The sequence below is a fragment of the Mycobacterium sp. genome (assembly GCF_965229105.1).
Lineage (GTDB): Bacteria > Actinomycetota > Actinomycetes > Mycobacteriales > Mycobacteriaceae > Mycobacterium.
On the sequence record NZ_OZ245858.1, the window covers coordinates 4043301 to 4067943 of the forward strand.

The 24643-nt window shown below is 64.4% G+C and carries 24 protein-coding genes; 10 read left to right on the plus strand and 14 right to left on the minus strand.

Features of this window, described 5'->3' with window-relative positions; genetic code table 11:
* Position 1: 1 nt before the first annotated feature.
* The 7 genes from ADBZ9O_RS18815 to ADBZ9O_RS18845 all read right to left on the minus strand — a co-directional run bounded on the left by ADBZ9O_RS18815 (position 2) and on the right by ADBZ9O_RS18845 (position 8114).
* The gene (locus tag ADBZ9O_RS18815) at positions 2–1417 is read right to left on the minus strand and encodes an HNH endonuclease signature motif containing protein (RefSeq protein WP_526524467.1); all 1416 of its coding nucleotides are present in this window, start codon (positions 1415–1417) and stop codon (positions 2–4) included.
* 130 nt (positions 1418–1547) lie between these two features.
* Positions 1548–3764: a catalase/peroxidase HPI gene (gene katG / locus ADBZ9O_RS18820; RefSeq protein ID WP_526524468.1), complete on the minus strand. Its 2217-nt coding sequence runs from the start codon at positions 3762–3764 to the stop codon at positions 1548–1550.
* Positions 3765–3800: 36 nt separating this feature from the next.
* Complete coding sequence (locus ADBZ9O_RS18825) at positions 3801–4298, minus strand: Fur family transcriptional regulator (protein WP_526524469.1); 498 nt, start codon at positions 4296–4298, stop codon at positions 3801–3803.
* Between the two features lie 31 nt (positions 4299–4329).
* Positions 4330–5025, minus strand: coding sequence for a cutinase family protein (locus tag ADBZ9O_RS18830; RefSeq protein ID WP_526533278.1), 696 nt, complete (start codon positions 5023–5025; stop codon positions 4330–4332).
* A gap of 166 nt (positions 5026–5191) precedes the next feature.
* Positions 5192–6148 (minus strand): alpha/beta fold hydrolase, encoded by a 957-nt coding sequence (locus ADBZ9O_RS18835; protein ID WP_526524470.1) that lies wholly within the window; start codon positions 6146–6148, stop codon positions 5192–5194.
* Positions 6149–6152: 4 nt separating this feature from the next.
* A complete protein-coding gene (locus tag ADBZ9O_RS18840; RefSeq protein WP_526524471.1) occupies positions 6153–7364 on the minus strand; it encodes an acyl-CoA dehydrogenase family protein in 1212 nt (403 codons plus the stop codon).
* A gap of 96 nt (positions 7365–7460) precedes the next feature.
* A complete protein-coding gene (locus ADBZ9O_RS18845; protein WP_526524472.1) occupies positions 7461–8114 on the minus strand; it encodes an MOSC domain-containing protein in 654 nt (217 codons plus the stop codon).
* A 65-nt stretch (positions 8115–8179) separates the two neighbouring features.
* Between ADBZ9O_RS18845 and ADBZ9O_RS18850 the strand changes: the two genes are divergently transcribed.
* Both ADBZ9O_RS18850 and ADBZ9O_RS18855 read left to right on the plus strand, forming a co-directional pair.
* Entirely contained in the window at positions 8180–9157 is a 978-nt protein-coding gene (locus tag ADBZ9O_RS18850) for an o-succinylbenzoate synthase (RefSeq protein ID WP_526524473.1), read from the plus strand.
* 80 nt (positions 9158–9237) lie between these two features.
* A complete protein-coding gene (locus ADBZ9O_RS18855; RefSeq protein ID WP_526524474.1) occupies positions 9238–10839 on the plus strand; it encodes a GMC family oxidoreductase in 1602 nt (533 codons plus the stop codon).
* On the opposite strand, the gene ADBZ9O_RS18860 is transcribed toward ADBZ9O_RS18855, so the two are convergent.
* Positions 10836–11279 carry a hypothetical protein gene (locus tag ADBZ9O_RS18860; RefSeq protein ID WP_526533280.1) on the minus strand — a complete coding sequence of 148 codons (444 nt, stop codon included), beginning with the start codon at positions 11277–11279 and terminating at the stop codon, positions 10836–10838. The genes ADBZ9O_RS18855 and ADBZ9O_RS18860 overlap by 4 nt on opposite strands.
* A gap of 108 nt (positions 11280–11387) precedes the next feature.
* On the opposite strand from ADBZ9O_RS18860, the gene ADBZ9O_RS18865 reads away from it, so the two are divergent.
* The 6 genes from ADBZ9O_RS18865 to ADBZ9O_RS18890 all read left to right on the plus strand — a co-directional run bounded on the left by ADBZ9O_RS18865 (position 11388) and on the right by ADBZ9O_RS18890 (position 17712).
* A complete protein-coding gene (locus tag ADBZ9O_RS18865) occupies positions 11388–12083 on the plus strand; it encodes a TenA family protein (protein ID WP_526524475.1) in 696 nt (231 codons plus the stop codon).
* A complete protein-coding gene (locus ADBZ9O_RS18870) occupies positions 12080–12637 on the plus strand; it encodes a cysteine hydrolase family protein (protein WP_526524476.1) in 558 nt (185 codons plus the stop codon). Before ADBZ9O_RS18865 ends, ADBZ9O_RS18870 begins: the two co-directional genes overlap by 4 nt.
* A 29-nt stretch (positions 12638–12666) precedes the next feature.
* Positions 12667–13338: a hypothetical protein gene (locus ADBZ9O_RS18875; RefSeq protein WP_526524477.1), complete on the plus strand. Its 672-nt coding sequence runs from the start codon at positions 12667–12669 to the stop codon at positions 13336–13338.
* A gap of 210 nt (positions 13339–13548) precedes the next feature.
* Positions 13549–14043, plus strand: coding sequence for a thiol peroxidase (gene tpx, locus ADBZ9O_RS18880; protein WP_526524478.1), 495 nt, complete (start codon positions 13549–13551; stop codon positions 14041–14043).
* 187 nt (positions 14044–14230) lie between these two features.
* Positions 14231–16303 (plus strand): adenylate/guanylate cyclase domain-containing protein, encoded by a 2073-nt coding sequence (locus ADBZ9O_RS18885; RefSeq protein ID WP_526524479.1) that lies wholly within the window; start codon positions 14231–14233, stop codon positions 16301–16303.
* Entirely contained in the window at positions 16300–17712 is a 1413-nt protein-coding gene (locus ADBZ9O_RS18890; RefSeq protein ID WP_526524480.1) for a mechanosensitive ion channel domain-containing protein, read from the plus strand. Before ADBZ9O_RS18885 ends, ADBZ9O_RS18890 begins: the two co-directional genes overlap by 4 nt.
* A 10-nt stretch (positions 17713–17722) precedes the next feature.
* Here the strand turns inward: ADBZ9O_RS18890 and ADBZ9O_RS18895 are convergent, their stop codons facing one another.
* On the minus strand, positions 17723–17884 hold the full coding sequence (locus ADBZ9O_RS18895) for a hypothetical protein (RefSeq protein WP_526524481.1): 162 nt from the start codon (positions 17882–17884) through the stop codon (positions 17723–17725).
* 216 nt (positions 17885–18100) lie between these two features.
* Here ADBZ9O_RS18895 and ripD point away from each other — a divergent pair, with 216 nt between their 5' ends.
* Complete coding sequence (gene ripD, locus ADBZ9O_RS18900; RefSeq protein WP_526524482.1) at positions 18101–18724, plus strand: NlpC/P60 family peptidoglycan-binding protein RipD; 624 nt, start codon at positions 18101–18103, stop codon at positions 18722–18724.
* On the opposite strand, the gene ADBZ9O_RS18905 is transcribed toward ripD, so the two are convergent.
* A complete protein-coding gene (locus ADBZ9O_RS18905) occupies positions 18714–19031 on the minus strand; it encodes an EthD family reductase (protein ID WP_526524483.1) in 318 nt (105 codons plus the stop codon). The genes ripD and ADBZ9O_RS18905 overlap by 11 nt on opposite strands.
* A gap of 46 nt (positions 19032–19077) precedes the next feature.
* Complete coding sequence (locus ADBZ9O_RS18910) at positions 19078–20019, minus strand: R2-like ligand-binding oxidase (RefSeq protein ID WP_526524484.1); 942 nt, start codon at positions 20017–20019, stop codon at positions 19078–19080.
* 84 nt (positions 20020–20103) lie between these two features.
* Between ADBZ9O_RS18910 and ADBZ9O_RS18915 the strand changes: the two genes are divergently transcribed.
* Positions 20104–21939 carry a fatty acyl-AMP ligase gene (locus ADBZ9O_RS18915; RefSeq protein ID WP_526533282.1) on the plus strand — a complete coding sequence of 612 codons (1836 nt, stop codon included), beginning with the start codon at positions 20104–20106 and terminating at the stop codon, positions 21937–21939.
* An 18-nt stretch (positions 21940–21957) separates the two neighbouring features.
* Here ADBZ9O_RS18915 and ADBZ9O_RS18920 read toward each other — a convergent pair whose 3' ends face one another.
* From ADBZ9O_RS18920 to ADBZ9O_RS18930, 3 genes are read right to left on the minus strand one after another with little or no spacing between them, the layout of a single operon-like run.
* A complete protein-coding gene (locus ADBZ9O_RS18920) occupies positions 21958–22299 on the minus strand; it encodes a hypothetical protein (protein ID WP_526524485.1) in 342 nt (113 codons plus the stop codon).
* Positions 22300–22352: 53 nt separating this feature from the next.
* On the minus strand, positions 22353–23663 hold the full coding sequence (locus ADBZ9O_RS18925; protein ID WP_526524486.1) for an NAD(P)/FAD-dependent oxidoreductase: 1311 nt from the start codon (positions 23661–23663) through the stop codon (positions 22353–22355).
* 37 nt (positions 23664–23700) lie between these two features.
* A complete protein-coding gene (locus ADBZ9O_RS18930) occupies positions 23701–24627 on the minus strand; it encodes an NADP-dependent oxidoreductase (RefSeq protein ID WP_526524487.1) in 927 nt (308 codons plus the stop codon).
* Positions 24628–24643 lie beyond the last annotated feature (16 nt).

Consider the following 24643-nt stretch of genomic DNA (forward strand, 5'->3'; position numbering starts at 1 on the left):
CTCACTTGTCGGACGGCGGTGAGCCCTCTCCATCCTCCCGGAGTAGTCGTTCGGGATGGTGGTAATCGTTGACAGCACTGGGCAATTGGAGCTGGGATGGGGGTATCCACTCGGTGGCGCCGTCGGCGCGTTTGCGGACTTTCCAGCCTTTGTCGATCAGATCGTGGTGGGGTGCGCAGTTGAAGGTGAGCAGATCGATATTGGTGGGGCCATGCTCGGCGGCCCATTCTTGGATGTGGTGCACCTCGGAGAGGTACCCGGGCTTATCGCAGCCAGGAAACGTGCAACCCCGATCCAGCGCGTGCAGCATGATGCGCTGATCGGCGGTCGCGAAGCGCTTGGACCGGTAGAGATCCAGCGGTCGGCCGGCTTGGGTGAAGATAGCCAGGTAATGATAGGAGTGAGTGGCCATCCGCAGCACATCAGCCATCGGGATCAGGGTGCCGCCACCGGTACAGGCCCAACCGGTGATCTTCTGACCGGCCGCGGATTGCTTGGCAGCACATTGGAGTTGCTCAAGGGTGGCAGACACGATGATCGTCACCGGCAGCCCGCGGTGCACACCCAGATTCGATGCCAGGGCGGCGCGGCCCACAGCAAGCAGGGCGTCGTGTTGGCGCTGCGGCACACGGCGATCGTCGCCCTTTTCGCGTTCTGGTGAGGGGTCGCCGTCGACTTGCGGGCTTTGGTCGGCGGGGTTGCACATGCCGGGGGCAGCGAGTTTGGCGAATACCGCATCGAGGGTGGCGCGCAGTTCCGGGGTGGCGGTGAGGCGTCCTTCGGACAAGCCGTCTGCCCCTTGTGGGCTCCAGCGGAACCCGCGGCGACGCTGGCGATCACCCTCTTCTAACACTCCGTCGGGGTTGATGAGCAGTTCCATGTGCCGGGCCAGGACGCGCAGCTGATCTGGACGTAATCCGCAGGCGTAGCGGGCCAGGTTGCGTTCGGCATCCTCGCGTTCTTTTGCGTCGACGCGTGCGGGGAGACGGTGCAGGAAGTCGCGGATCACCGTGACGTGGTCGCCGCCGATGCGGCCCTGGCGGTAGCGGGGGGCGGTGTGCTCCAGCGTCGGCGGCAGCTGCTCGCCGGTCATCGCCCGACGCGGGGTCAGGTCTTCGGCTTCGTGGATGCGTCGACGGGCGTCTTTGGGGCTGATCCGGAGTGCCGACGCCAGGGCCATCGGGACGGTGTCGGCGACTTCCTCGGCCGTCGCGTACTGATGCAGCGCGACCAACGCGGGTATGGCGGTCGCCGAAAGGCGTCGGGTGGCGTGTTCCAGGCGGCGTAGCAGGGCCAGGTGCTGACCGGCTGTCAATGTATCGACATCCCCGGCGAGCAGGCTCTCCACGGCAGTGTCGATGGCGGCCAGGGGAGCGTCGAACTCCTCCGGCAAACCAATCACGCACGTCGAAAGCATGTTCGAATACTATGTCGCCCTGCCGACAGAACAGCCCGAATTGTGACCACTGAAACCATTGCGACAGAAGTGATTACACAACAACACCCCGCGGGCCGGGCCCGCGGGGTGTCGTCGTCGAATTACCTGTTTACACGTCGAACCGGTCGGCGTTGGACACCTTGACCCATGCGGCGACGAAGTCCTTCACGAACTTCTCCTTCGCGTCGTCCTCGGCGTACACCTCGGCCACGGCGCGTAGCTGCGAGTTGGAGCCGAAGAGCAGATCGATGCGACTGCCGGTGTACTTCTGCGCACCCGAGGTGCGATCCGTGCCGACATAGGTTCCGTCGTCCGCAGGTGACGGCGACCAGACGGTATCCATATCGAGCAGGTTGACGAAGAAGTCGTTGGTCAACGTGCCCGGCTTATCGGTCAGCACACCGAGTTTGGTGTCGCCGAAGTTCGTGCCCAGCACCCGAAGGCCGCCGACTAGAACCGTCATCTCGGGAGCGGACAGCCCCAGCAGATTCGCCCGGTCCACCAACCGGAACTCGGCGGGCAGCTGGCCACCCTTGCCGAGGTAGTTGCGGAACCCGTCGGAATGCGGCTCCAGGTACGCGAACGATTCGACGTCGGTCTGCTCCTGAGTCGCATCGCCGCGGCCCGGCGTGAAGGGCACCGTGACATCGAATCCGGCGTCCTTGGCTGCCTTTTCGACACCAACCGCGCCACCGAGGACGACCAGGTCGGCGAAGGACACCCCGGTGCCGGACGACTTCTGGATCTCTTCGAGCTTGCGCACGACCTGGGCCAGCTCGTCAGGCTCATTGAGTTCCCACCCGGCCTGCGGCTGCAGGCGAATGCGGCCACCGTTGGCGCCACCGCGCTTATCACTGCCGCGGAACGACGACGCCGCTTTCCATGCGGTCGAAACCAGCTGCGACACAGTCAGATCCGAGGCCAGGATGGCTGCCTTGAGCGTTGCGATATCCGCATCGCTCAGTGAAGTGCCTGCCGGGGTGACGTCCTGCCACAACCAGGTCTGCGCAGGTGCCAGCGGACCGAGGTAGCGCACCACCGGGCCCATATCGCGGTGCAATAGCTTGAACCAGGCGTTGGCGAACTCCTTGGCGAGTTCCTCGGGATGATCCAACCAACGGCGGGTGATCTTTTCGTAGATCGGATCGAAACGAAGCGCCAGGTCAGAGGTCAGCATCGACGGGTGGGTCTTGCCGGGGCCGAAGGCATCTGGCACCGAGTTGGCCCAGCCGCCGTCCTTGGGTCGCCACTGGTTGGCACCCGCGGGGCTCTTGAACAGCTCCCACTCGTTGCCGTAGAGGATCTCCAGGAAGCTGTTGTCCCACTTGGTCGGGGTGTGGGTCCAGGTGACCTCCAGGCCACTGGAGATGGCGTCGGGGCCGACACCGGTGCCCTGCGGGTTGTGCCAACCCAGGCCCTGCAGCTCGATCGGAGCGGCCTCGGGCTCGGGCCCGACGAGTTCGGCGTCACCATTGCCGTGAGTCTTGCCGAAGGTGTGGCCACCGACGATCAGCGCGGCGGTCTCGATATCGTTCATCGCCATCCGGCCGAAGGTGTCCCGGATATCGATGGCAGAGGCCAGCGGATCGGGGTTGCCGTTGGGGCCTTCGGGGTTGACGTAGATCAGACCCATCTGCACTGCGGCCAAGGGGTTTTCGAGGTCGCGCTTGCCGGTGTAGCGCTTGTCGTCGAGCCATTCGAGCTCGGGACCCCAGTACACGTCCTCTTCGGGCTCCCAGCGATCTTCGCGGCCGAAGGCAAACCCTGCGGTCTGGAAGCCCATGTGCTCCAGGGCATGGTTGCCGGCGAAGACGATCAGGTCCGCCCACGACAGGTTCTTGCCGTACTTCTTCTTGACCGGCCACAGCAGGCGACGGGCCTTGTCCAGGCTGACGTTATCGGGCCAGCTGTTCAGCGGGGCGAAGCGCTGCATACCCGCGCCACCGCCGCCGCGGCCGTCCTGCACCCGGTAGGTGCCTGCGGCATGCCATGACATCCGGATGAAGAACGGGCCGTAGTGCCCGAAGTCGGCGGGCCACCAGTCCTGCGAGGTGGTCATGACGGCCTCGACATCGGCCTTGAGCGCGTCGACATCGAGGGTCTGAACCGCTGCTGAGTAGTCGAAGTCCGGATCGAGCGGGTTGATGACGTCGGGGTTCTTCTGCAGGATCTTCAGGTTGAGCTGGTTGGGCCACCAGTCACGGTTGCCGCCACCCTCGACCGGTGGTTTGACCTTGCCGAAGCCGGCGGGGCAACTGCCTTCGGTCTGGTCGGTCTGAGCCTCGCCAATGGGTGGGCTTTGTTCTATCGGGCGGTCGTCAGGCACGATATTCCTTCCGGGAGTGGGTGATTCGGGCTGTGATCACGGGCGTGATCCCGAAGTGTGTGGCGCCGCGCTTTGCGGCGCGGTGGCGTCCGGCGGACTGCAGTCAGGGCACAGGCCCCAGTAGATGACCTCGGCCTCGTCCACGAGGTAACCGTCAAGACGGCCGTCTGGGTCGGCCGCGGTCAAGCAGGGTGCTTCACCCACGGCGCAGTCGACATCGGAGATGACGCCGCAGGACCGGCAGACGATGTGATGGTGGTTGTCACCGACCCGCGACTCGTAGCGGGCGACTGACCCCGACGGCTGGATCCGCCGCACCAACCCGACGGCGGTCAGCGCGTTCAGTACGTCGTAGACGGCCTGGCGCGATACCTCGGGTAGGTCGGTGCGGACGGCTGCGAAGACGGTTTCGGTGTCGGCGTGTGGATGGATGTCGACGGCTTCGAGCACCGCCACCCGCGGGCGGGTCACTCGCAGCGAGGCCCCGCGCAGCAGATCCTGATATCCCCCCGACGAGGACCTGGAAGCCGGCACCCGGAAACTATGTCGACTTTTCTGGAATCAGTCAAGACTTTGTGCGGTCAGGTTTTTTCGCAGGACCGGCCTTCGGTGATTCCCCTTGGGAGGCAACATTTTGCAAGATGTGTTCAGCCGCCCACTTCGCGGCCGTCTTGACCAAACCCGATTCCGGATAGGTCACATGCGAGTTGAAATCTTTGCCGAGTGAGCAGATCGGGTCCGCGACGTTGCACATATCGGCGGTCTTGGCGCCGTAGAGCTGGCTCATCCTGGTCAGCGGCTGTCCCAGCCGGGCCGAGGGATTACCGAAAACGGCAACTGCAGCAACGTGGTTGGCGACGGCCGCCGGCATCGGAGCCGCAAATCCGAGCCCGGCGATCGGCGAGGTGGTGATCACATCGATGACCGCCGCACCCTGCGAATATCCACCGAGCACCATCTTGGTTTTCGGGCACTTCGCGGCGGTGGCCTGGATATGGGTGCTCGCGTCGTTGGCACCGGCGGCCGCGGCCAGGAAATCCCACGATGCCGGGTACTGCACGGCATAGGTGCGGATGGACTTGCCCTTCACCAAAGGTTTGAGCTCGTCGACGAGCGCCTGTCCGACGCGGCCGATGCCGGCCGGCTCGTCGGTGCCGCGGGCGAACACCACCTCAATATCGGGGCAGTCGGCGGCGGACGCGGTCGGCATCCCGGTCGTAGTGCTGACGAAGCCCGCCATCAGTACGGCAATGGCGGCCATCAACCGGGGACCCCTGAGCAGCGACGCGCTGCTGGCGGACGTGCTGGTGAAAGACACGGTCCTCTCCCTCGGCCTGATCTTCGTCGGTTTCCATGGTTGGGCACCCGCGGGTTACCCAATAATCACTACTGTCACTCTAGTAACAGAGTACCGGCGATTTTTCGACTCAGGTCGCGCCGACGAATTCCGCGATGATGCGGCCTAGTTCGGCACCGCGCTGCTCCTGCACGAAATGACCGGCTCCGGTGATGGTGGTGTGGGCCTGACCTGCAGCTCCAGGGATGCGCTGCTGAAAAACGGCGTCCCATCCGCGGGTCGCCGGATCCCCATCGGAATATGCCGTCAGGAATGGCCGTCGCCACTGTTCCAGGACGGCCATCGTCGCTCGGCCGATCATCGCGCCGGGGTCATTGCGGGTCAACGGCACCAACGCGATCTGTTGTCGTAAACCAGCCTTATAGGACCGATCGGGAAACGGGGCGTCGTAGGCAGCGAGCACCTGTGCGTCCAGCGGGCCCGCGACGGCCTCAAGGAAGAAGCTCGCGACGATATCGGGGGAGCGCTGGTAGAACGCCACATAGTCGAGCAGGCTTTCCTGCAGCAGCACCCGGTCATCGCCGACGCCGTGATGAGCCCAGGTCAGTGCGCCGTCCAGCGCGGGGTCGCACGTGTGCAGAATCGTGTTGGTGGCGACCACCCGTGCGAAGCGGTCGGGGTCGCGAGCCAGCACGCTCAGTCCGATCGGGCCGCCCCAGTCTTGGACGACGAGGGTGATATCGCGCAGGTCAAGACGTGCGATCAGACTGTGCATCCAGTCGATATGGCGGCGGAATGTGTAATCGGTTGGCTCGGTGAGTTTGTCGGACCGACCGAACCCGATGTTGTCTGGGGCGATGACGCGTAGGCCCGCGGCGGCCAGCACCGCGATGACGTCCCGGTACAGATAGGACCACGTGGGTTGGCCGTGCAGCAGCAGCACCACCGGCCCGTCCGCTGGGCCGGCATCGACATAGTGCATGCGCAGCGGATCAATTCCCCGGGTCTCGACCGTTTGATAATTCGGTTCGAAGAGATAGCCGGGCAGGCCGTTGAAGCGGTCGTCGGGAGTTCGCAGTACACCCATCGGTTCAGGAGAGCCGGACACCGGAGATCGACCGGGCGATGACCAACTGCTGAATTTGCTCGGTGCCCTCGAAAATGTCAAAGATCTTGGCATCCCTGTGCATTCGCTCCACCGGGTACTCCCGCGTATAGCCGACGCCGCCGAGGATCTGCATTGCGCGTTCGGTCGACCAGACGGCCACCCGGCCGGCCTTGAGCTTGCTCATCGATCCCTCGGCGTGAGTGAAGCGCTGGCCGGTCGCACCCATCCAGGCGGCCCGACGCGTCAGCAACCTGGCCGCGTCGATCTCGGTGGCGATATCGGCCAGCAGAAACGAGATGGCCTGGTTTTCGATGATGGGGCGCCCGAACACCACCCGGCCCTTGGCGTACTCCAGGGCGTACTCGTACGCGGCCCTGGCCACCCCGACGGCCATCGCGGCGACGGTCGGCCGGGTGCGTTCGAAGGTGGCCATTGCGGCCTGTCCGCCGGCCTTCAGGCCCTCGCGCGCCCGCGCCAGCTTCTCGTCCAGTTTGTCCTTGCCGCCGAGGATCGCGCTGCCGGGCACGCGCACGTCGTCGAAGAAGATATCCGCGGTGTTCGAGGCACGCAGGCCATGCTTTTTCAGCTTCTGCGGCGCCGCGATACCCGGCGTGTTGGCAGCCATGATGAAGGCCGCCTGACCGCGTGACCCGAGGTCGCCGTCGACGACTGCCTGCACCACCAAGACGTCGGCGATACCGCCATTGGTCACCCACGCCTTCTGTCCCGAAATCACCCATTCATCGGCGGCCTCGTCGTACTTCGCCGTGGTGCGCATGTTGGCGACGTCGGACCCGGCCTCGGGCTCCGAGGAGCAGAACGCCCCGACTTTGACATCGTTCTCGTCGCCGTAACACTGTGGCACCCACTCGATGACCTGTTCGATGGTGCCCGCCGCAGCAATACCCGCGGCGGCCAGACCGGTACCCATCAGCGCCATCCCGATGCCGGCGTCTCCCCAGAACAGCTCCTCGGCGAGGATCGGAAAACTCTGCCCGGTCTCATCGGAGCGCAGCGTCACCATGGTCTCGTAGCCGTACAGGCCGATCTTTGCCGCTTCCTGCAGGATCGGCCACGGCGTCTCCTCGCGCTCGTCCCATTCGTGGGCGGCCGGCCGAATCACCTTCTCGGCGAATTCGTGCACCCAATCACGCAGATGGACCTGATCGTCAGTCAACGCAAGGGAAAAGGTCACAGAACGCCCTTTCGAGCCATCGGGGAGGTACGCGCCAGAGCGCTTGTGCTTGATTTTCGCTTGTGCCTGATCGTAGTGGTGGCGCTGAACGCGTCGTCACGAACGTCTGCGGGCCAGCTTCGTGATCGCTTCTGGCAGGGCATCGGCCTCGAGAATGCGAGGCAGGAGCTCTGGCTCCGAGGTCATCGCCCGAAAGACCAGTCCCACCGTCACGTCATGGTCAGGGCGTTCGATGATCTCGATCTGATCGCCTGCGAGCACGCTGCCAGGGGTGATCACCCGGAAGTAGGCACCGGGCACCGCAGCCGTAGTGAACGTCTTCATCCAGCCCCGCACCTCGAGCCAGGCCGCGAAGGTTCGGCACGGTGTCCGTGGGCTGGACACCTCCAGCACCAAACCGGCCGAGCCGACCTGCCACCGTTCGCCGATCCTGGCGCCGGTCACGTCTGCGCCTGCCGTGGTGAAATTCTCGCCGAACTCACCGTTGGCCAATGTTCGATCGAGGCTGCTCTCCCAGGCGTCCAGATCTTCTCGGGCGTACGCGTACACCGCCTGATCGTCGCCGCCGTGAAATTTGGGATTGCCGATGGCATCACCGACCAGGCCGCTGCCGAGGCCGCCTTTCCTCGGGCCGGGTGCCCGGATCGCGACCACCTCGTCGATGGGCCGCTTGCCGATACCGGTCGGGCCGCCCTTGGGATCGGGGTTGGTCTGTAATTGCGCCACGTTGACGGTCAAGACATTCGCCATAGGTGCGAGGTTAATTGGCCGTGCCCAGCACTGGCGCGGGAAGAGCCGCTAGCTTGGTAACGCCCATGAGAACTCTGATCGATTTTGACGACGCGCCGATCTTCGCGATTCCCGTATTGGAGGGCTTCGACGACCAGGTCATCCGCCAAGGCATGCTGCTGGAAGGCCCGCAGGGATGGGGTGAGTTCAGCCCGCCCGGCACCGTCGATGATCACGCGGCGGTGCGGTGGCTGACCGCGGCCATCGAGGTGGGCACCGTTGGTTGGCCAGACCCGGTGCGTGGGCGGGTGCCCGTCGCTGTACCGGTGCCCCCGGTCGACCCTGACCTGGCTTTCGACTTGGTCACGCGGTCGGGATGCACCACGGCCGATGTCGTCGTCGCCGCTCAGCCGGGTTCGCTGGCCGGCGATATCGCCCGGCTGGAGGCGGTGCGCGCTGCGCTCGGTCCTGGCGGCGCCATTCGGTGTGACGCCAATCGGCGGTGGGATGTCGATACCGCCGTGACCTCGATTACCGCGCTGGCATCGGCGGCAGGTGCTTTGGAGTACGTCGTGCAGCCATGTCGCACCATCGAGGAGCTGGCGGCTGTTCGGCGGAAGGTCGAGGTCAGAGTTGCCGTCGACATGTCGATTCGCTATGCCGTGCCACCCCTTGCTGTTTCGCTCACGGAAGCCGCGGATATCGCGGTGCTGCGTTGCGGGCCGCTGGGGGGAGTGCGGCGCGCGCTACGGATCGCCGAAACCGCCGGGCTGCCCTGTGTGGTGGCGTCGAACCTGGAAACAAGTATCGGGCTGGCCGCCGGGCTGGCTCTGGCCGGCGCGCTGCCGGAACTGCCGTTCGCGTGCGGACTCGGCACCGCAACGGTGCTCGGTGGCGACGTGGTGGCCGCGTCACGCTCGTTGCTGCCGGTCGACGGATACCTGCCCGTCGCCCCGATGCCTGCGGCTCCGGATCCTGAACTGCTTCAGCGTTTCGCGGTTACCGACCCCGATGTCATCACCCGTTGGCGGCGGCGGTTGAGTGCGGTCAGGGCCGCTCAATGATGCAGTTACATTTTGTGAATAAATCGTAATGGGTACCGTACGCTCGTAGCGCGTCACTGACTGATACGAGGGAACGGTGCATGAGCAGTTACGACTACATCATCGCCGGGGCCGGGTCTGCGGGTTGCGTACTCGCCAACCGACTCTCGGCCGACCCACGAAACACCGTTCTGCTGCTGGAGGCCGGCGGTACCGACCGCCATCCGATGATCCACGTGCCCAAGGGGTCGGGGATGCTGCTGGAGAACCAGAAGTACGTGTGGCGGCACACCACCGTCCCGTTCGGACCGAAGCAGCGAGCCGAGCACTGGACGCGCGGGAAGGTGCTCGGCGGATCAAGCTCCATCAACGGCATGGTCTACAACCGCGGTAACCGCGGCGACTATGACGAGCTGGAACGCCTCGGCAACAAAGGGTGGGGCTGGAACGACATCTTGCCGATCTTCACCTCATTCGAGAACAACGAATTCGGTGCGTCACCAACCCGCGGCATCGGCGGGCCTCTGAACATCTCCATGATGCGTGACCCGGATGTACTCGACACCGAAATGATCAGTGCGGCCAATAAACTCGGCCTACGGGCGATGGATGATGTCAACGAGTGCGACGAACCGCGGATCGGATTCGCACCGTCGACGATCAAGAACGGCCGCCGGGTCAGCGCGGCCGACGCCTTTCTGAAACCCGCCCTTGGCAGGGTCAACCTCACGGTCAGCACCAATACCATCGCGCGCCGGATCGTCTTCGAGCACGGCCGCGCCGTCGGGGTCGAAGTCGCGAATGCCAACGGTGTGGCGCAGCTGCGGGCCACCCGCGAAGTCATCATCGCGATGGGCAGCCTCAGTAGCCCAAAGCTGTTGCAGCTATCCGGAATCGGACCCCGCGATGTGCTGGCGGCGGCGGGTGTTCAGGTGTATCTCGAACGGGATAACGTCGGCCGGCGGATGCGTGAACACCGATGCCTGGCACTCAAATTCCGGTTGAACGAGAATCTGGGCTATAACCGGCAGTTGTCATCGCGTTCTGCGCAAGCGCGCACCGCGGCCCGCTACCTGGCCACCCGCAAGGGCCCGTTGGCCACCCCGGTCTTCGATCTGCTGGCCTTCGTCAAGACCACACCCGACGTCGAACGAGTGGACGGCCAAATACTTTTGGGGCCATTCACCATCCCCACCTACAACTCGGGTGAGCCGATGGCCATCGAGAAGGAACCCGGTATCTCCTGCCTGGGTTCGGTTCTGCGTCCGACATCGCAGGGCAGTGTGGGGATCACCTCGGCCGACCCCGACGCCGACCTGCGGATCGAGCCGAACTACTTCACCACCGATTACGATCGCAAGACCGGCGCCAAGGTGTTGCGCAAGATGCGCGAGATCTTCGAACAGTCACCGATCGCCGAGCGCATCGATCACGAGATGTTCCCTGGGCGCGATGCCCAAACCGACGACGAGATCATCGATTCCGCACTCGACGGCGGGTTCTGCGGCTACCACGCGGTCGGCAGTTGTGCGATGGGCCCCGATGACGCGGATATCGTCGACAGCCAGTTGCGGGTCCGCGGTGTGGACGGTTTACGGGTCGTGGACTGCTCGGTGATGCCGACCATGGTGGCAGGCAATCTCAATGGGCCGGTGATGGCGATGGCATGGCGCGCAGCCGATTTCATCCTGCAGGACCGCTAGTGTGCTCCGGCCGCGCCGATGGTCTGATTGGTTCCCGCTAGCTCGTCGGCCTGGTTCTGCTGCGCCGCGGCCTGAGCCTCTGCGGCCTTTTCGGCCTGCCCCTCCGGGCTGGCCAGTGAGTTACCCGGCGCCTTGTTCGAGGCCAGCTTGGCATCGCAGTTGAGGTACACCAGGACGGTATCGGTCACCGGGGTAAACGAGTCGCCCTTGATCCACGGTGCCTTTTGCGAATGCGACACCACGCAGTCGTCCTGTGAGTCCTGGTCGCCGACCCTAGCTGCGATGACCACTTTCTGGCCGGCGCTGCTGATTGCCGATGACGCGTCCGAGTACGACTGACCGGCGTAATCGTCGGCGGCCGCGACGCCAGAACCGAATGTCACCAACGAGGCCATCGCCACGGCGGGGACACCGATCACCCCGAGCACAACAGGTTTCATCACGGTGGGACCTCCTTTAGTTGTCCAAACCGTAACCAGGGTTTCTGGGACTCTTCTGCGCTGACGCTGAATAAGCGCTGCGGATCTCCTCCGGGCAAGATAGGCGCCATGACAACAGCTTCGGTGGCCTCTGTTTCAGTAGAGCCCTGGTCGACGCGGCTGTGGACGGAGATCGAGCCGATCTTCGCCGCGATCCTCGACCATCCGTTCCTGACCGGGCTGACCGATGGGACGTTGGATCCCGCCGTCTTCGCCGAATACGTCGCCCAGGATGTGTACTACCTGCGGGACTATGCCCGCGCGCTGGCCATCGTCGGGGCCAAGTCGCCCACCCCCGCTGCCACCTCGATGTTCGCCCGGCACGCTGCTGAGATATTCGACGTCGAGCTGGCCCTGCACGCCGCGCTGCTGCCCGATTTCGGACTGGACCCGGCCGCAGTGGGCGCCGTACCGGTGTCGCCGACCACCCGCGCGTACACCAGTTACCTTCTCGCCACCACCTACAGTGGCACCTTCGCCGCCGGACTGGCCGCGATCCTGCCCTGTTACTGGATCTACGCGCGCGTCGGTACGGCACTGCTGCACCGTGGATCACCTGATCGGCGTTTCCAAAGCTGGATCGACAGCTATGGCGGTGAAGAATTTGCCGCGACCGTCGCCGAGGTTCTCACACTGGTCGACCAGGTCGGACCTAACCTGAACGCAGTTGACGAAGAGGTGGCCCGCGGGCATTTCGTGACCACCGCCCGCTACGAGTGGATGTTTTTCGACGCAGCTCACCGAGGGGAAAGGTGGCCGGTATGACGACCCTGCCGAACCGGGACGCCAGCGCATTGTTGGTGGTCGATGTCCAGAATGACGTCGTGGCCCGCGCCCACCAACGCGATGCCGCCGTCGCCAATATCGCCACCCTGGTCGAGCAGGCTCGTCGAGATCAGGTCCCGGTCATCTGGATCCAGCATTCCGATGATGATTTGGTCAATGGCAGCGACGGCTGGCAGATCGTCGCTGAACTCGCTCCGGCTGCGGGCGAGGCCCGCATCGATAAGCACCACGGCGATGCCTTCGAGGACACCGCCCTGGAGGTGGTGTTGAGTGGCGCCGGTATCGGCCGACTCGTCGTCGTCGGTGCGCAGACGGATGCGTGTATCCGCTCGACCATTCACGGCGGATTCGTCAGGGGATATGACGTCACCCTGGTCAGCGACGCCCACACCACCGAGGACCAGACGGCTTGGGGTGCGCCGGAACCGCAGCAGGTGATCGCACATACCAACCTCTATTGGGGACACGAAACCGCTGTCGGGCGCACAGCTGAGACCGTCGAGACCAAGAACGTCAGGTTCGCCCCCGCCTGAGAAGTGCGTGATGCTGGCATCCTGGCGTGATGGGATTGCTGTTTCGGTTGGCGGAGCTGCTGATCGTGCTGGTGCCGCTGGCCGGCGTCATCTACGCAGCGATCAGAGGATTCTCCGCGGGGCAACGCCGACTGCAGGAGCGGCCCGAGACCCTGGACACGGTGCCGGAAGACGACAGGCCCGCGGCCGCCTCCAACAATCAGGCCGCGCAGTGGCGCGCCATCACCCGCATGGTGGAGGAACACTCCCGGACCGACGGCAGGTGGTTGGACTATGAACTCGACTTCGCCAAACTGCTCGATCTGCCGGTGATGACCGATATGCGCAATCCACTCACCATTGAATTCCACAAAGCCAAGCTGCGTGCGGACCTGTTGCGTCCGGACAAGGCGGAAGATCTGCTCGACGACCGCGCCGCCGCAGCTGCTTATCTGAGCGCGGTGGAGAACTATGTGACGGCCTTCGATGCGGCCGAGGCTGAGGCGACCCGCACCCGGCGCAGCGATTTTTCCTCCGACGGCCAGCAGCGCATCGCCCGCGCCCAGACGCTGCTGCGCGTCGCCTCCGATACCGGCGCGACCACGCCGGAGCGCCAGCAGGCCTACGACCTCGCTCGTCGCGAACTCGACGGTCTGCTGGTATTACCGGCTACCACCCAGACCAGAATCGAGCGAGGGATCACCGGGCAACTCGATCAGTGACAGCCCGGTCGACGAGGCGGGCGAGGAACGAGTCCGGGGAGAGAGGGCCGGGCCATGAGCCAGCCCGGTAGACGAGGCGGGCGAGGAACGAGTCCGGGGAGAGAGGGCCGGGCCATGAGCCAGCCCGGTCGACGAGGCGGGCGAGGAACGAGTCCGGGGAGAGAGGGCCGGGCCATGAGCCAGCCCGGTCGGTCATGACAGACTAGGGGCATGGCACAGATAACCCTAGGCGGAAATCCCATCAACACAGTCGGCGAGCTTCCCGCCGTCGGGGCGCCTGCCCCCGAATTCACCCTCACCGGCACCGATCTCGGCCCGGTCAGCAGCGATCAATTCAGCGGTAAATCGGTGTTGCTGAACATCTTTCCCTCGGTCGATACCCCGGTCTGCGCTGTCAGCGTGCGCACCTTCAATGAGCGCGCCGCAGGCAGCGGTGTCTCGGTGCTGTGTGTCTCGAACGATCTGCCGTTCGCGCAGAAGCGTTTCTGCGGCGCCGAGGGCATCGAGAACGTCACGACCGCATCGGGATTCCGCGACAGCTTCGGTGCCGATTACGGCATCACCATCGCCGAGGGCCCCTTTGCTGGCTTGCTGGGCCGTGCGGTTGTGGTGATCGGCGCGGACGGCAACGTCGCCTACACCGAACTGGTTCCCGAGGTCGGCCAGGAGCCCAACTACGACGCGGCCCTGGCCGCACTGAGCTGACTCGGAGCTCCCGCAGGCCAGTCCTGCATTCCCGTCAATAAGCCCCGCTCACAGCGGTTTGATGGGCTAACATTCGCGCAATCGTCCGTCTGATTGTGTAAATGGGGGAACCTCTGTGGCGCGACTGCCGGTATTAAGCCGAATACCGAGTACACGATCTCTGGGGTTCCAATCCAAGCTGCTCATCATGCTTTTGACGGTGAGCGTGCTTTCGGTACTGATCGCCGGGGCAATCGGATATGTCTCGGGGACCAATTCGCTGCGTCAGGCGGAATACCACCGCCTGACGCAGCTACGGGAGTCCCGGGCGCGCGAGATCACCGCCTATTACCGCAGCATCACCGACGGCGCATCGATCGTCACGCACGGTGCCACCGCGGTGAACGCGACGCGTGACTTCTCGGCAGCCTTCACCGCGCTGCAGACCACCCCATTACCGCCCAATGCGCAACAGGCGGTGGGGGATTACTACAAAACCGTCTTCGGTCCGGAGCTGAGCGAGCGCACGGGTAAGCAGGTCGACCCCTCGCTGTTCGCGCCCACCTCGAATGCGGCCCTGTATTTGCAGAACGCCTACACCGTGCCAGCCGGAGGTGACTTCGAGAAGGCGCTCGCCGCGAATACGGCCGGCGATCCGAGCGCGTGGTCGGCGGCCAATGCCCGCTATCAACCCTTCTTCGCCGATATCACCACGCGGTTCGGTTTCGAGGATGCACTGATCCTCAACACCACCGGCGATGTCGTCTACAGCGCCTACAAGGGCGTCGATCTGGGGACCAACCTTCTCACCGGACCCTATAAGACCACCAAACTTGCCGAAGGCTATCGCCAAGCGGTACAGGCGGTTTCGGTGGACGAAACCGTCGTGACGGATTTCGAGCGGTATGCCCCGTCGCTAGGCATGCCCACCCCGTGGGTGTTATCTCCGGTCGGAAGCGACGGGGTGATCACCGGTGTGCTGGCCTTGCAGCTGTCACTCGATCGCATCAACGCTGTGATGACCGGTAACGATGGCTGGGAGAAGGACGGGCTCGGCAGCACCGGGGAGACTTACCTGGCCGGCACCGACAAGCTGATGCGCTCGATATCCCGCGAACTGGTGACCGATCCCGGCAACTTCGTCAACGACGTGGTGGCCAACGGTACCCCGGAGGATATCGCCGAGCGGGAAGTCGTTGTCAAGGGCAGCGTGCTATTACAGCCCGTCGACACCATCGCGGTGAACCGGGCACTGGTGGGTGAATCCGGAATCGTGGCGGATAAGGATTACATCGGTCCGGAGTCCCTGGTGGCCTATGCGCCGTTGGACATCCCCGGCTTGGACTGGGTGCTGGTCGCCAAGATCGACGAAGACGAAGCACTGGCACCGGTCAATGATTTCGCGCGCAACATCGCCTTGTCGATCGCCGCGATCGTGTTGGTGGTGTGCCTGTTGGCCCTGTGGTTCAGCCGGATCTTCACCCGGCCGCTGACCAGGCTCGCCGAGGCGGTGCGACGGGTCACCGGGGGTGAGCGGGGAGTGGCGGTGCCGGTCACCACCAAGGACGAAATCGGTGATCTGGGAGCGGCATTCAACGAGATGAGCAACACCCTGGCGCTCAAACAGGAGCTGATCGACGAGCAGCGCAAGGAAATCGATGACCTGCTGGCCAGCTTGATGCCCGAACCCTTGGCGCGCCGGTACCGCGACGGTGAGGAGAACATCAGCGGGGATTACCGCGATGTCTCGGTCATCTACGCCGAACTGGTCGGATTCGACGACTTCGCCCGCTCGACATCGGCCGATGACTCCGTGGGGCTGTTGAACTCCCTCATTGAAGGTATCGACGAAGCTGCCGGACGCCATGGCATCGAGCGGGTTCGTCACCTGCACAACGGATTTCTGGCCACCTGCGGCCTGGTGGTACCCCGCGTCGACCACGCCAGCCGAACCGTTGCGTTCGCCAGTGAGCTCACCGAGATCATCGAACGCACCAACGACCAGCACCAGGCCAACCTCGCGATTCGCGCCGGTATCGACAGCGGGTCGGTCTCCAGTGGCCTGCTCGGCCAGCGTGCCCGGGTCTATGACCTGTGGGGTGAGGCCGTGGATCTGGCCCACCGCGTCCACGGGGCAACCAATGCGCCGGGGGTGTTCGTCAGTGCCAAGGTGCATGACGATCTGACCGGCATCTACTCCTTCGCCCCGGCAGGAACAGTGGCCGGCGCGACTGGGGACGAGGCCATCTGGTCTCTCGAGCTGGCAGTGCGGCGACCGTGATAAGCGGTATCACCAACCAGGATTGGTTCTGGCCATCGCTGATCGTCGTGGTCGGATTGCCGGTCCTGCTGCTGGTGCTGACCGAGCTGAACAACTATCTCGCCCGACGACGCAGCAGTTTCGCCCGACCGGTTCAGCTGCTACGTAATTACGTACTGCCGGCGTGCGCCCTGTTCTTGCTGGTCGATCAGGTCGAGCACACCAATGTCCACGCGACATGGTCCCGTATCGCCGCGACGGTCTTTGGCTTCCTGGTCATGTTGTTCCTGCTGTCCGGCGCGAACGCCGTGCTGTTCGGTGAGGCGCGGGCGGGCAGCTGGCGCGAGCGGCTGCCGACAATCTTCATCGACCTGGGCCGTCTCGTCCTGATTGTCGTCGGTATCGGCATTTTGCTGTCTTGGGTGTGGGGGACCGATATCGGTGGCCTCATCACCGCGGTCGGCGTGACGTCCATCGTGATCGGCCTCGCGGTGCAATCTGCCGTCGGACCGGTGATCGCCGGGCTGCTGATGCTCTTCGAACAGCCATTCCGGATCGGCGACTGGCTGGATGCACCCGACGCCAAAGGCCGTGTGGTCGAGGTGAATTGGCGTTCGGTACACATCGACACCGGCAACGGCATCAAGATCATCCCGAACGCGGCGTTGGCAACCGATTCGTTCACCAACCTCAGCCGGGTCGAAGGTGCGTCCTACCGGGCGACCGCGAAACTGTGTTTTTCCTCTGCCGACCGGCCAGGGATCGTCAAGGCGACGCTGCTTGCCGTCGCCGACGAACTTCCGGCGAAACTGCGACATCTGCCCGCGTCGGTCTCCGCGCTCGGCGAGTCCGACTATCAGGTCTCGATTCCGATTGCCTCGCCCTCTGACGAAGGTGCGACGAAAACCCAACTGCTGCATCGAACGTGGTACGCGGCGCAGCGGGCCGGGCTACATCTCGACGGTGCGGACAACTCGCCCGAGAAGCACTCGGACTACGTCGCAGCCCAGCTGAGCATTGTTGCCGGATCGCTCGGTCTCGACGAGGAGGCGCTGGACATCATGACGACCCATGGTCGTTGCCTGATGTACGCCGAAGGCGAGACGATCCAGCAGCCCGACAGCGTGCCCAATGCCATCGGGTTCATCACCGAGGGCGCCGTATCGATGGTTGTCTACACCGCGGACGGGTTCGAGGTGACGGTCGGCGAGCTTGGTGCCGGTGACTACATCGGCACCACCGCGCTGACGCGTCAACGCGTGGTCAGCGGGGTGCTGGCGCTGGCCGACACCACCCTGATCTCCGTACCCCGCGACGCCATCAACACGGTGGTGCGGGCCAATCCTCGGCTGGCCCGCAGCCTGGGTGAAGCAATCGAGATGCGGCGCGCCGCGGCCTCTGACGCCCTCGCCGATGCCTCGGCACGGTAATCGATCCCGGTCACCGGATCTGTTGACCGCCATAGTGGAAGCGCACTGGATGGTGGTGCGTCGGCGTCGATAGCGGCGCTGTCGATATGCACCGCGCCGCGAGCATCAGCAGTAGTGCAGTGGGCGACAAGACCAGCACGCCCAGAACCAGAAGAGTCAGTGCAGTAGCCATAGGGCAAATATTCGCTGCCGTAGCCATAGCCGGCAGTGGCAGTACTGCCGTGATAAGTCAAGATTCTGCCAGTGGAACGTGATGCCGCCGACAGGGGCGATCACCGTTCGGTCACAGTCGGGCATCTCATTGACCCGTCGGCCCCTGCGCGTTCGTTCGCCAACACCGTCGTGCGCGAAAATATTGGCAGTTAGCTCAATGAGAGGTGTGGTTCGGATGAGGCGCGTCCTGGTCGTCATGGTCAGTTTGGTCTTGCTTGCGGTGAGTTCGGGTTTCGCAACCGCTGATGCGTACACCCGCCCGGCAGGCAACCAGAAGTACATCGACGCACTGATCGCTCGTGGCCTATCGCAGCGCGGCGTGCCGTTCGCCTACGGCGGCGGCAATGCCAATGGCCCGAGCCTGGGTAATCCGAGCACCCCAGACCGGGCCGCCGACCCGGCCGCCGTCACCCCGGGGGTCGACTCCGCGCCACTTCTGCCTGCAGCGCCCCAGGTGCCGGCCGCACCGCTGGCCACCGCTCCCGTCGTGCCGGGCACTCCCGCCGCGCCGGTCACCCAGATCGTCGGCTTCGACGCGTCCGGATTGATGGTGTACGCCTACGCCGGTGTGGGTGTGAAACTGCCGCGGACATCAGGTGAGCAGTACAACGCCGGCCAGAAGGTGTTGCCTGCGCAGGCACTGCCCGGCGACCTGATCTTCTACGGCCCGGACGGCACCCAGAGCGTGGCGATGTTCATCGGCAACGCGCAGATGCTGGAAACCACCGATACCGGTGTCACGGTTTCGCCGGTGCGGACCAACAATATGGCGCCCTACCTGGTCCGCATCATTCAGTAACTTCGATATCGGAAAACAGCACGCGCACGCCGCCGGTGGACAACGCGGCCATCGCAGCAAAGAACGCGCCGAACTCCGGGGTGGTGACCGCGGCGCTGGCGGCGTCGTAATCCGGGAAGTACCAGTCGATCATCCGATGCGCGGGCGTCGGGCTGCCGTCTTCTTTGGGCCAGACCTTCGACGTCTCGAACCGGCTGTATCCCGGAACCTTGCGTGCGGCTTCCAATTGTTCGGCCGGGTAGGCCGTTTCGAAGGCATCGGGATCGGCGGGGTTGTCATAGATGACCGTGATCTTGGTTTCAGACATACAACAGATCATGGACCATCGCGCTGGAGGAGGCTCATCAAACAGGTCAGGCCGATGAGGCCGCCAACGCCTTCTCGTCTTCGTCTGCGAAGGAATCCTCCAACTGCAGCGGCGAGTAGTCCACGTCGATTTCACCCAGCGGACGGCCGCGGGCGCTGCTGATCGTGCCGAACCGGCGCATCCCCTTGTCCGTGGCGTATTGCATCGACTCGTCCATCGTCAGGCCGAACGGGATGTTGTCGCCGTACGGGCCGTAGAAATCGTCGGTGTTGCTCAGGGCCAGCGGCATCATCTCGGTCATCCGCGATTCGAACACCGCCCAGTTGGCATCGTCCGCAGCGACGTGGCGCCGACACGTGAAGGTGCCCCAGGCCATATGACGCCGCTCGTCATCACCGATGCGTCGCACCAGTTCCTGCATACCGGGCAGGATGCCGCGGTCGGAGCAGATCTTGTGCCAGATGAAGTAACCCGTCAGCGCCATCATGCCTTCGACGATGTGGTTGTAGACCACCGACGCCCGAACCTGGGCGGCCGGAGACGGGTCGGTGCGCAGGGCGTCGAGCGATGCCGGCAGCTCCTCGTAGAAGATCGCCCGGTAATTCGGCGTATCAACGTAACTGTGCAGGTCGTCGGTGATCCCGACGGCATCGAGCCACATCCGGAACACCTGGGTGTGCTTGGCTTCTTCGAACGCGAACTGAGTCAGATACATTTCGTCACCGAGTCGGCCCTCCGCCCGCATCGCAGCCATGAACGGCTGAATGTCCTCGGTGACGGCCTCCTCGCCGGCGATGAACTGAGCGCACAGCCGGGTCGCGACGTCACGCTCGAGTTCGGTCAGCGATTCCCAGTCGGCCCGCTCGCGGGAGAAATCGATATCGGCCGGATTCCAGAACTTCGCGTTCCCGCCGGCCATCAACTTCAGCGGCAGACTGTCCCAGTTGAGACCGCCCGCGCCCAGTGCGCTGAATCCTGTCCGCGTCATGGTGTGCCCACTTCCCATCTGCGTGCGACATCGACGTCGCCGTCAAATATCACTGTAGGCAGCGTCACAGTGCCTGTCGTCGGAATGGCGGCCAACTTCCGTTCCGATAATCTCGATGTGGTGGTGGATCAGTCCGGACTCCTGCAGATCGAAGATTGCCTCGACGCCGACGGCGCCGTTGTGCTTCCGCCGGGGACCACGTTGATATCCCTCATCGACCGCAATATCGCCAATGTCGGTGAGTCCGTGGCATATCGCTATCTGGACTACACAGGCGTGGGGGATGGGCGCGCAGTCGAAATCTCGTGGCGCCAACTCGGAGTGCGGTTGCGCGCCATCGGTGCGCGGGTCCAGCAGGCGACGCGACGCGGTGACCGGGTCGCCATCCTCGCACCGCAGGGTATCGACTACATCGCCGGATTCTTCGCAGCGATCAAGGCGGGAACGATTGCGGTACCGCTGTTCGCGCCCGAGTTGCCGGGCCACGCCGAGCGCCTCGAAACCGCCCTGCGCGACGCACTGCCCACCGTCGTCCTCACCACGGCGGCGGCGGTCGACGGGGTGACTGCTCACCTCGATCAGCTGGCCGAGGTGGCGCGACCGCACATCATCGTCATCGACGACATCCCCGATTCGGCGGGGGATGGTTTCGTCACCGTCGATCTGGACGAGGATGACATTTCGCATTTGCAATACACCTCCGGATCGACGCGGCCGCCAGTGGGCATCGAGATCACCCATCGGGCCGTCGGCACCAACCTGATCCAGATGATTCTCTCGATCGACCTGCTGGACCGAAACACCCACGGCGTCAGCTGGTTACCTCTGTATCACGATATGGGGTTGTCGATGATCGGCTTTCCTGCGGTCTACGGCGGGCACTCCACCCTGATGTCGCCGACGGCATTCATCCGTCGCCCACTTCGCTGGATCCAGGCGTTATCCGACGGCTCCCGCGTCGGCCGAGTGGTCACCGCCGCACCGAACTTCGCCTACGAATGGACCGCACAGCGCGGCAGGCCCGCCAACGGCGACGATATCGATCTGCGCAATGTATCGATGATCATCGGTTCCGAACCGGTCAGCATCAACGCGATCGAGGCTTTCAACGACGCCTTCGCGCCGTTCGGACTTCCCGCGACGGCGATCAAACCCTCATACGGGATCGCCGAAGGCACGCTGTTCGTCGCCACGATCGGGCATCAGGCCGAGGCGGCGGTCGTCTATTTCGACCGGGAGCAGCTGGCGGTGGGCCGAGCCGTCTATGTCCCCGCCGACGCTCCGACCGCGGTGGCCCAGGTGTCCTGCGGTCAGATTGCCCGCAGCCAGTGGGGTGTGATCACCGATCCGGTCACCGGCGATGAGCTGCCCGACGGTTACATTGGCGAAATTCGGTTGCACGGCAACAATATTGGTCGCGGATACTGGGGCAAACCCGAGGAAACCCGCCACACATTCGGCGCCGGCCTCGGTTCCCGGTTAGAAGCCGGCAGTCACGCGCATGGCGTCCCGGATGGAGCCAGTTGGCTGCATACCGGCGATCTTGGTACCTACCTCGACGGTGAACTGTATGTCACCGGCAGGCTGGCGGATGCGGTGATGATCGGTGGCCGCCAGCACTACCCGGAGGATATCGAGGCCACCGCGGCCGACGCGTCATCGATGGTCCGACGCGGTTATGTCGCGGCCTTCGCGGTACCGCACGACCGGGTGGTGATCATCGCCGAACGCGCGGCCCGCACCGCACGCGCCGATCCGCAAGCGGCGATCGACGCGATCGGAGATGCGGTCTCACACCGACATGGGTTGAGCGATATCGAGATTCACTTCCTGCCCGCCGGTGCCATCCCACGCACCACCAGCGGCAAACTGGCTCGCCGGGCGTGTCGCGCCCAGTATCTCGACGGTGCGTATCGGTGAGGCGCGCTGCGGGGATTTTCAGCAGAATTGGTATTCGACATCCCAATAACTGCCATTCCACGTGATGGCGAATGGCCCACCGAGATTCGGATTGGCGTCATGGATCATCCCGGAACCACCGTCGGGTAGAAATCCCGGCGGGTTCCAGGTGACGGAGTCGAATACGGGCGACAGCTCGGGGGTGCAGTCCATCTGTTTCACGATGTAACCGTCCGCGATGGAGAATTCCGCGCTGTCTTGGGTCTGGACCGGCAGGTACGGGTTGGCGATGGCGGCGGGTGCCGTCATGATCAGTGCGCTCACGGTGACCGCAGCCATCGACAGCAGTGCGCCGATTCGGCCGTGAATTACCACCTTCATGACTGACCCCTCATCGCCTATTGACTCGGAGTATGCATCACCGTGCCCGCCTATCACCAGGTATAGGGCTGGTCCTTGGTGGCAGGGCTACCGAGAATGAATGTCCGGTCGGTGCGGTTCGCGCGGGTGATGGTCGACAGCCAGGTGCCGACGGTGCTGAAACGGTTCTGCACGCCGGTGAGAAACGCGATGTGGATGAACCCCCAGCCCACCCAGCCCAGAAAGCCGGTCAGTTTGATCGGCCCCGCCTGCAGCAGGGCGTGCCCCCGGCTGATGTAGGCCGCCGAACCGAGATCGCGGTATTTGAAATTTCGGCGGGCCTCGCCCTTGATTTCCCGCCTGACACAGGCCGCCACATGAAGACCGCCCTGCATGGCGTTCTCGGCGACGCCGGGCAGCTTGTCGCGACCGACCAGATCGCCGATGACGAAGACCTCGGGATGGCCCGGCACAGAGAGATCGGCGTCAACGGCGATACGTCCGGACCGGTCGGCGGAAACTCCCAACACCTCGGCCACCCGCCGCGCGAACGGCACGGCTTCCACCCCTGCGGTCCACAACACGGTGCGTGTGGCGTACTGCTCGTCAGGGCCGCCGGCCTTCGGGCTGATCGTCACCCCATCGCGCCGAACGTCGGTGACGTGCACGCCCAGGTGCAGTTCGACACCGAGCCTCTGCAGGATCCGGGCGGCCTTATCGGCCATTGCGGGCGCGAAACTCTTCAGCAGTCGGTCCCCGCCGTCGAACAACAACACCCGCGCGTCTTCTGGTTGGATGCTGTGGAATTCGTTGGCCAGAGTCCTGGTGGCCATCTCTCGAATCTGACCAGCCAGTTCGACGCCCGTCGGCCCGCCGCCGGCCACGGCGAACGTCAGGAAGCTGTCCCGTTCCGGACCGGGGGGCAAGGTCTCGGCGATCTCGAACGCGCAGAACAACCGGCGACGGATGCTGAGCGCATCATCGAGGGTTTTCATCCCCGGTGCCCACTGGGCGAACTCCTCGTGCCCGAAATAGGACTGCTGCATCCCGACTGCGACGACAAGGATGTCGTAGTCAAGGGTGAATGTCGTCCCGTCGGGCCGATTGGCCGTCACGCGCCGGGCATCGGCATCGAGGTCGACCGCCTCGCCCAAGAGCGTGGTCACGTTGCGGTGGTGCATCAGCTCTTCGCGCAGCGACCGGCTGATCTGGCCGATACTGAGCAGACCGGTCGCGCACTGGTACAGCAACGGCTGAAATACATGGCCGGCCGCACGGTCGAGCAGGGTGACATCGACATGGGCACCGCCGAGGCTGCGCGCGCAAAACAGCCCGCCGAAACCTCCGCCGATGACCAAAACCCGCGTGCGATCGTCACTGCCCATCGCCCGAGATTAACGGGGTTCCGGTGTGACGACGCAATTACCTCGAAGCACTCACCTCGATCACTACCTTGCCTCTCGCGTGGCCGATCTCAACCGCGGCCAGCGCTTCGGCCGCATCGTCGAGTGGCCGCACGTCCTCGACGTGGGGATCCAGTTTGCCCTGCGCCACCAGATCGCCGACGATCTCAAGGACACGCGAGGTGCGATCCCGGTCGACCATGTGGCCGCCCAATTCTGCTGCGGCCGGATCTCCGGCGCTGATCAGCTTGGTGCGGTCTGCGAGCAGGTCCGCCACCGCCCGTAGCCCGTCTCCGCCGGCCAGGTCGAGAATGGCGTCCACTCCGTCGGGCATCAACTGCCGGATCCGCTCGCTGACCCCGTCGCCGTAAGGAACCAGGGTGGCGCCAAGGGTTTCCACCAAGGCGCGTTTGTCCTCGCTTGCCGTGCCGATGACGTTGATGTTCAGGTCCCTGGCAATCTGGGCTGCGGCGACACCGACGCCCCCTCCGACACCGTTGATCAGGAGTGTCTGTCCCTCTTTGAGTTCCAACTGCGTGACGCCGTCGTAGGCGGTCGCCGCCGCTACCCCGAGTGTCGCTGCGTCATTGAAGGTTACCTGCGGCGGTTTCACCGCTGCGGCGTTCGCCGGCATCAGCGTGTACTCGGCGTAACCCCCAGAGCCCGGCGCGACGGTGCCGAACACCTCGTCGTTGACCTTGAAGCCGGTCACGTCCTTGCCGACCTCCCGCACCACGCCGGACACCTCGGATCCCAGGACCGCCGGCAAATCGCTGGGGCCGGCCATCCCCAGCACTCCGCTGCGGATCTTCCAATCAACCGGATTGACGCCCGCCGCGCGGACCTCGACAAGTAGCTCGTCGGGAAGGGGGGTGGGCATCTCGAGATCGAGAAACTCCTGAACGTCCGCGCCACCATTGCTGCTGTATCCGAATGCTTTGACCATCCCAGGCGCGTACCCA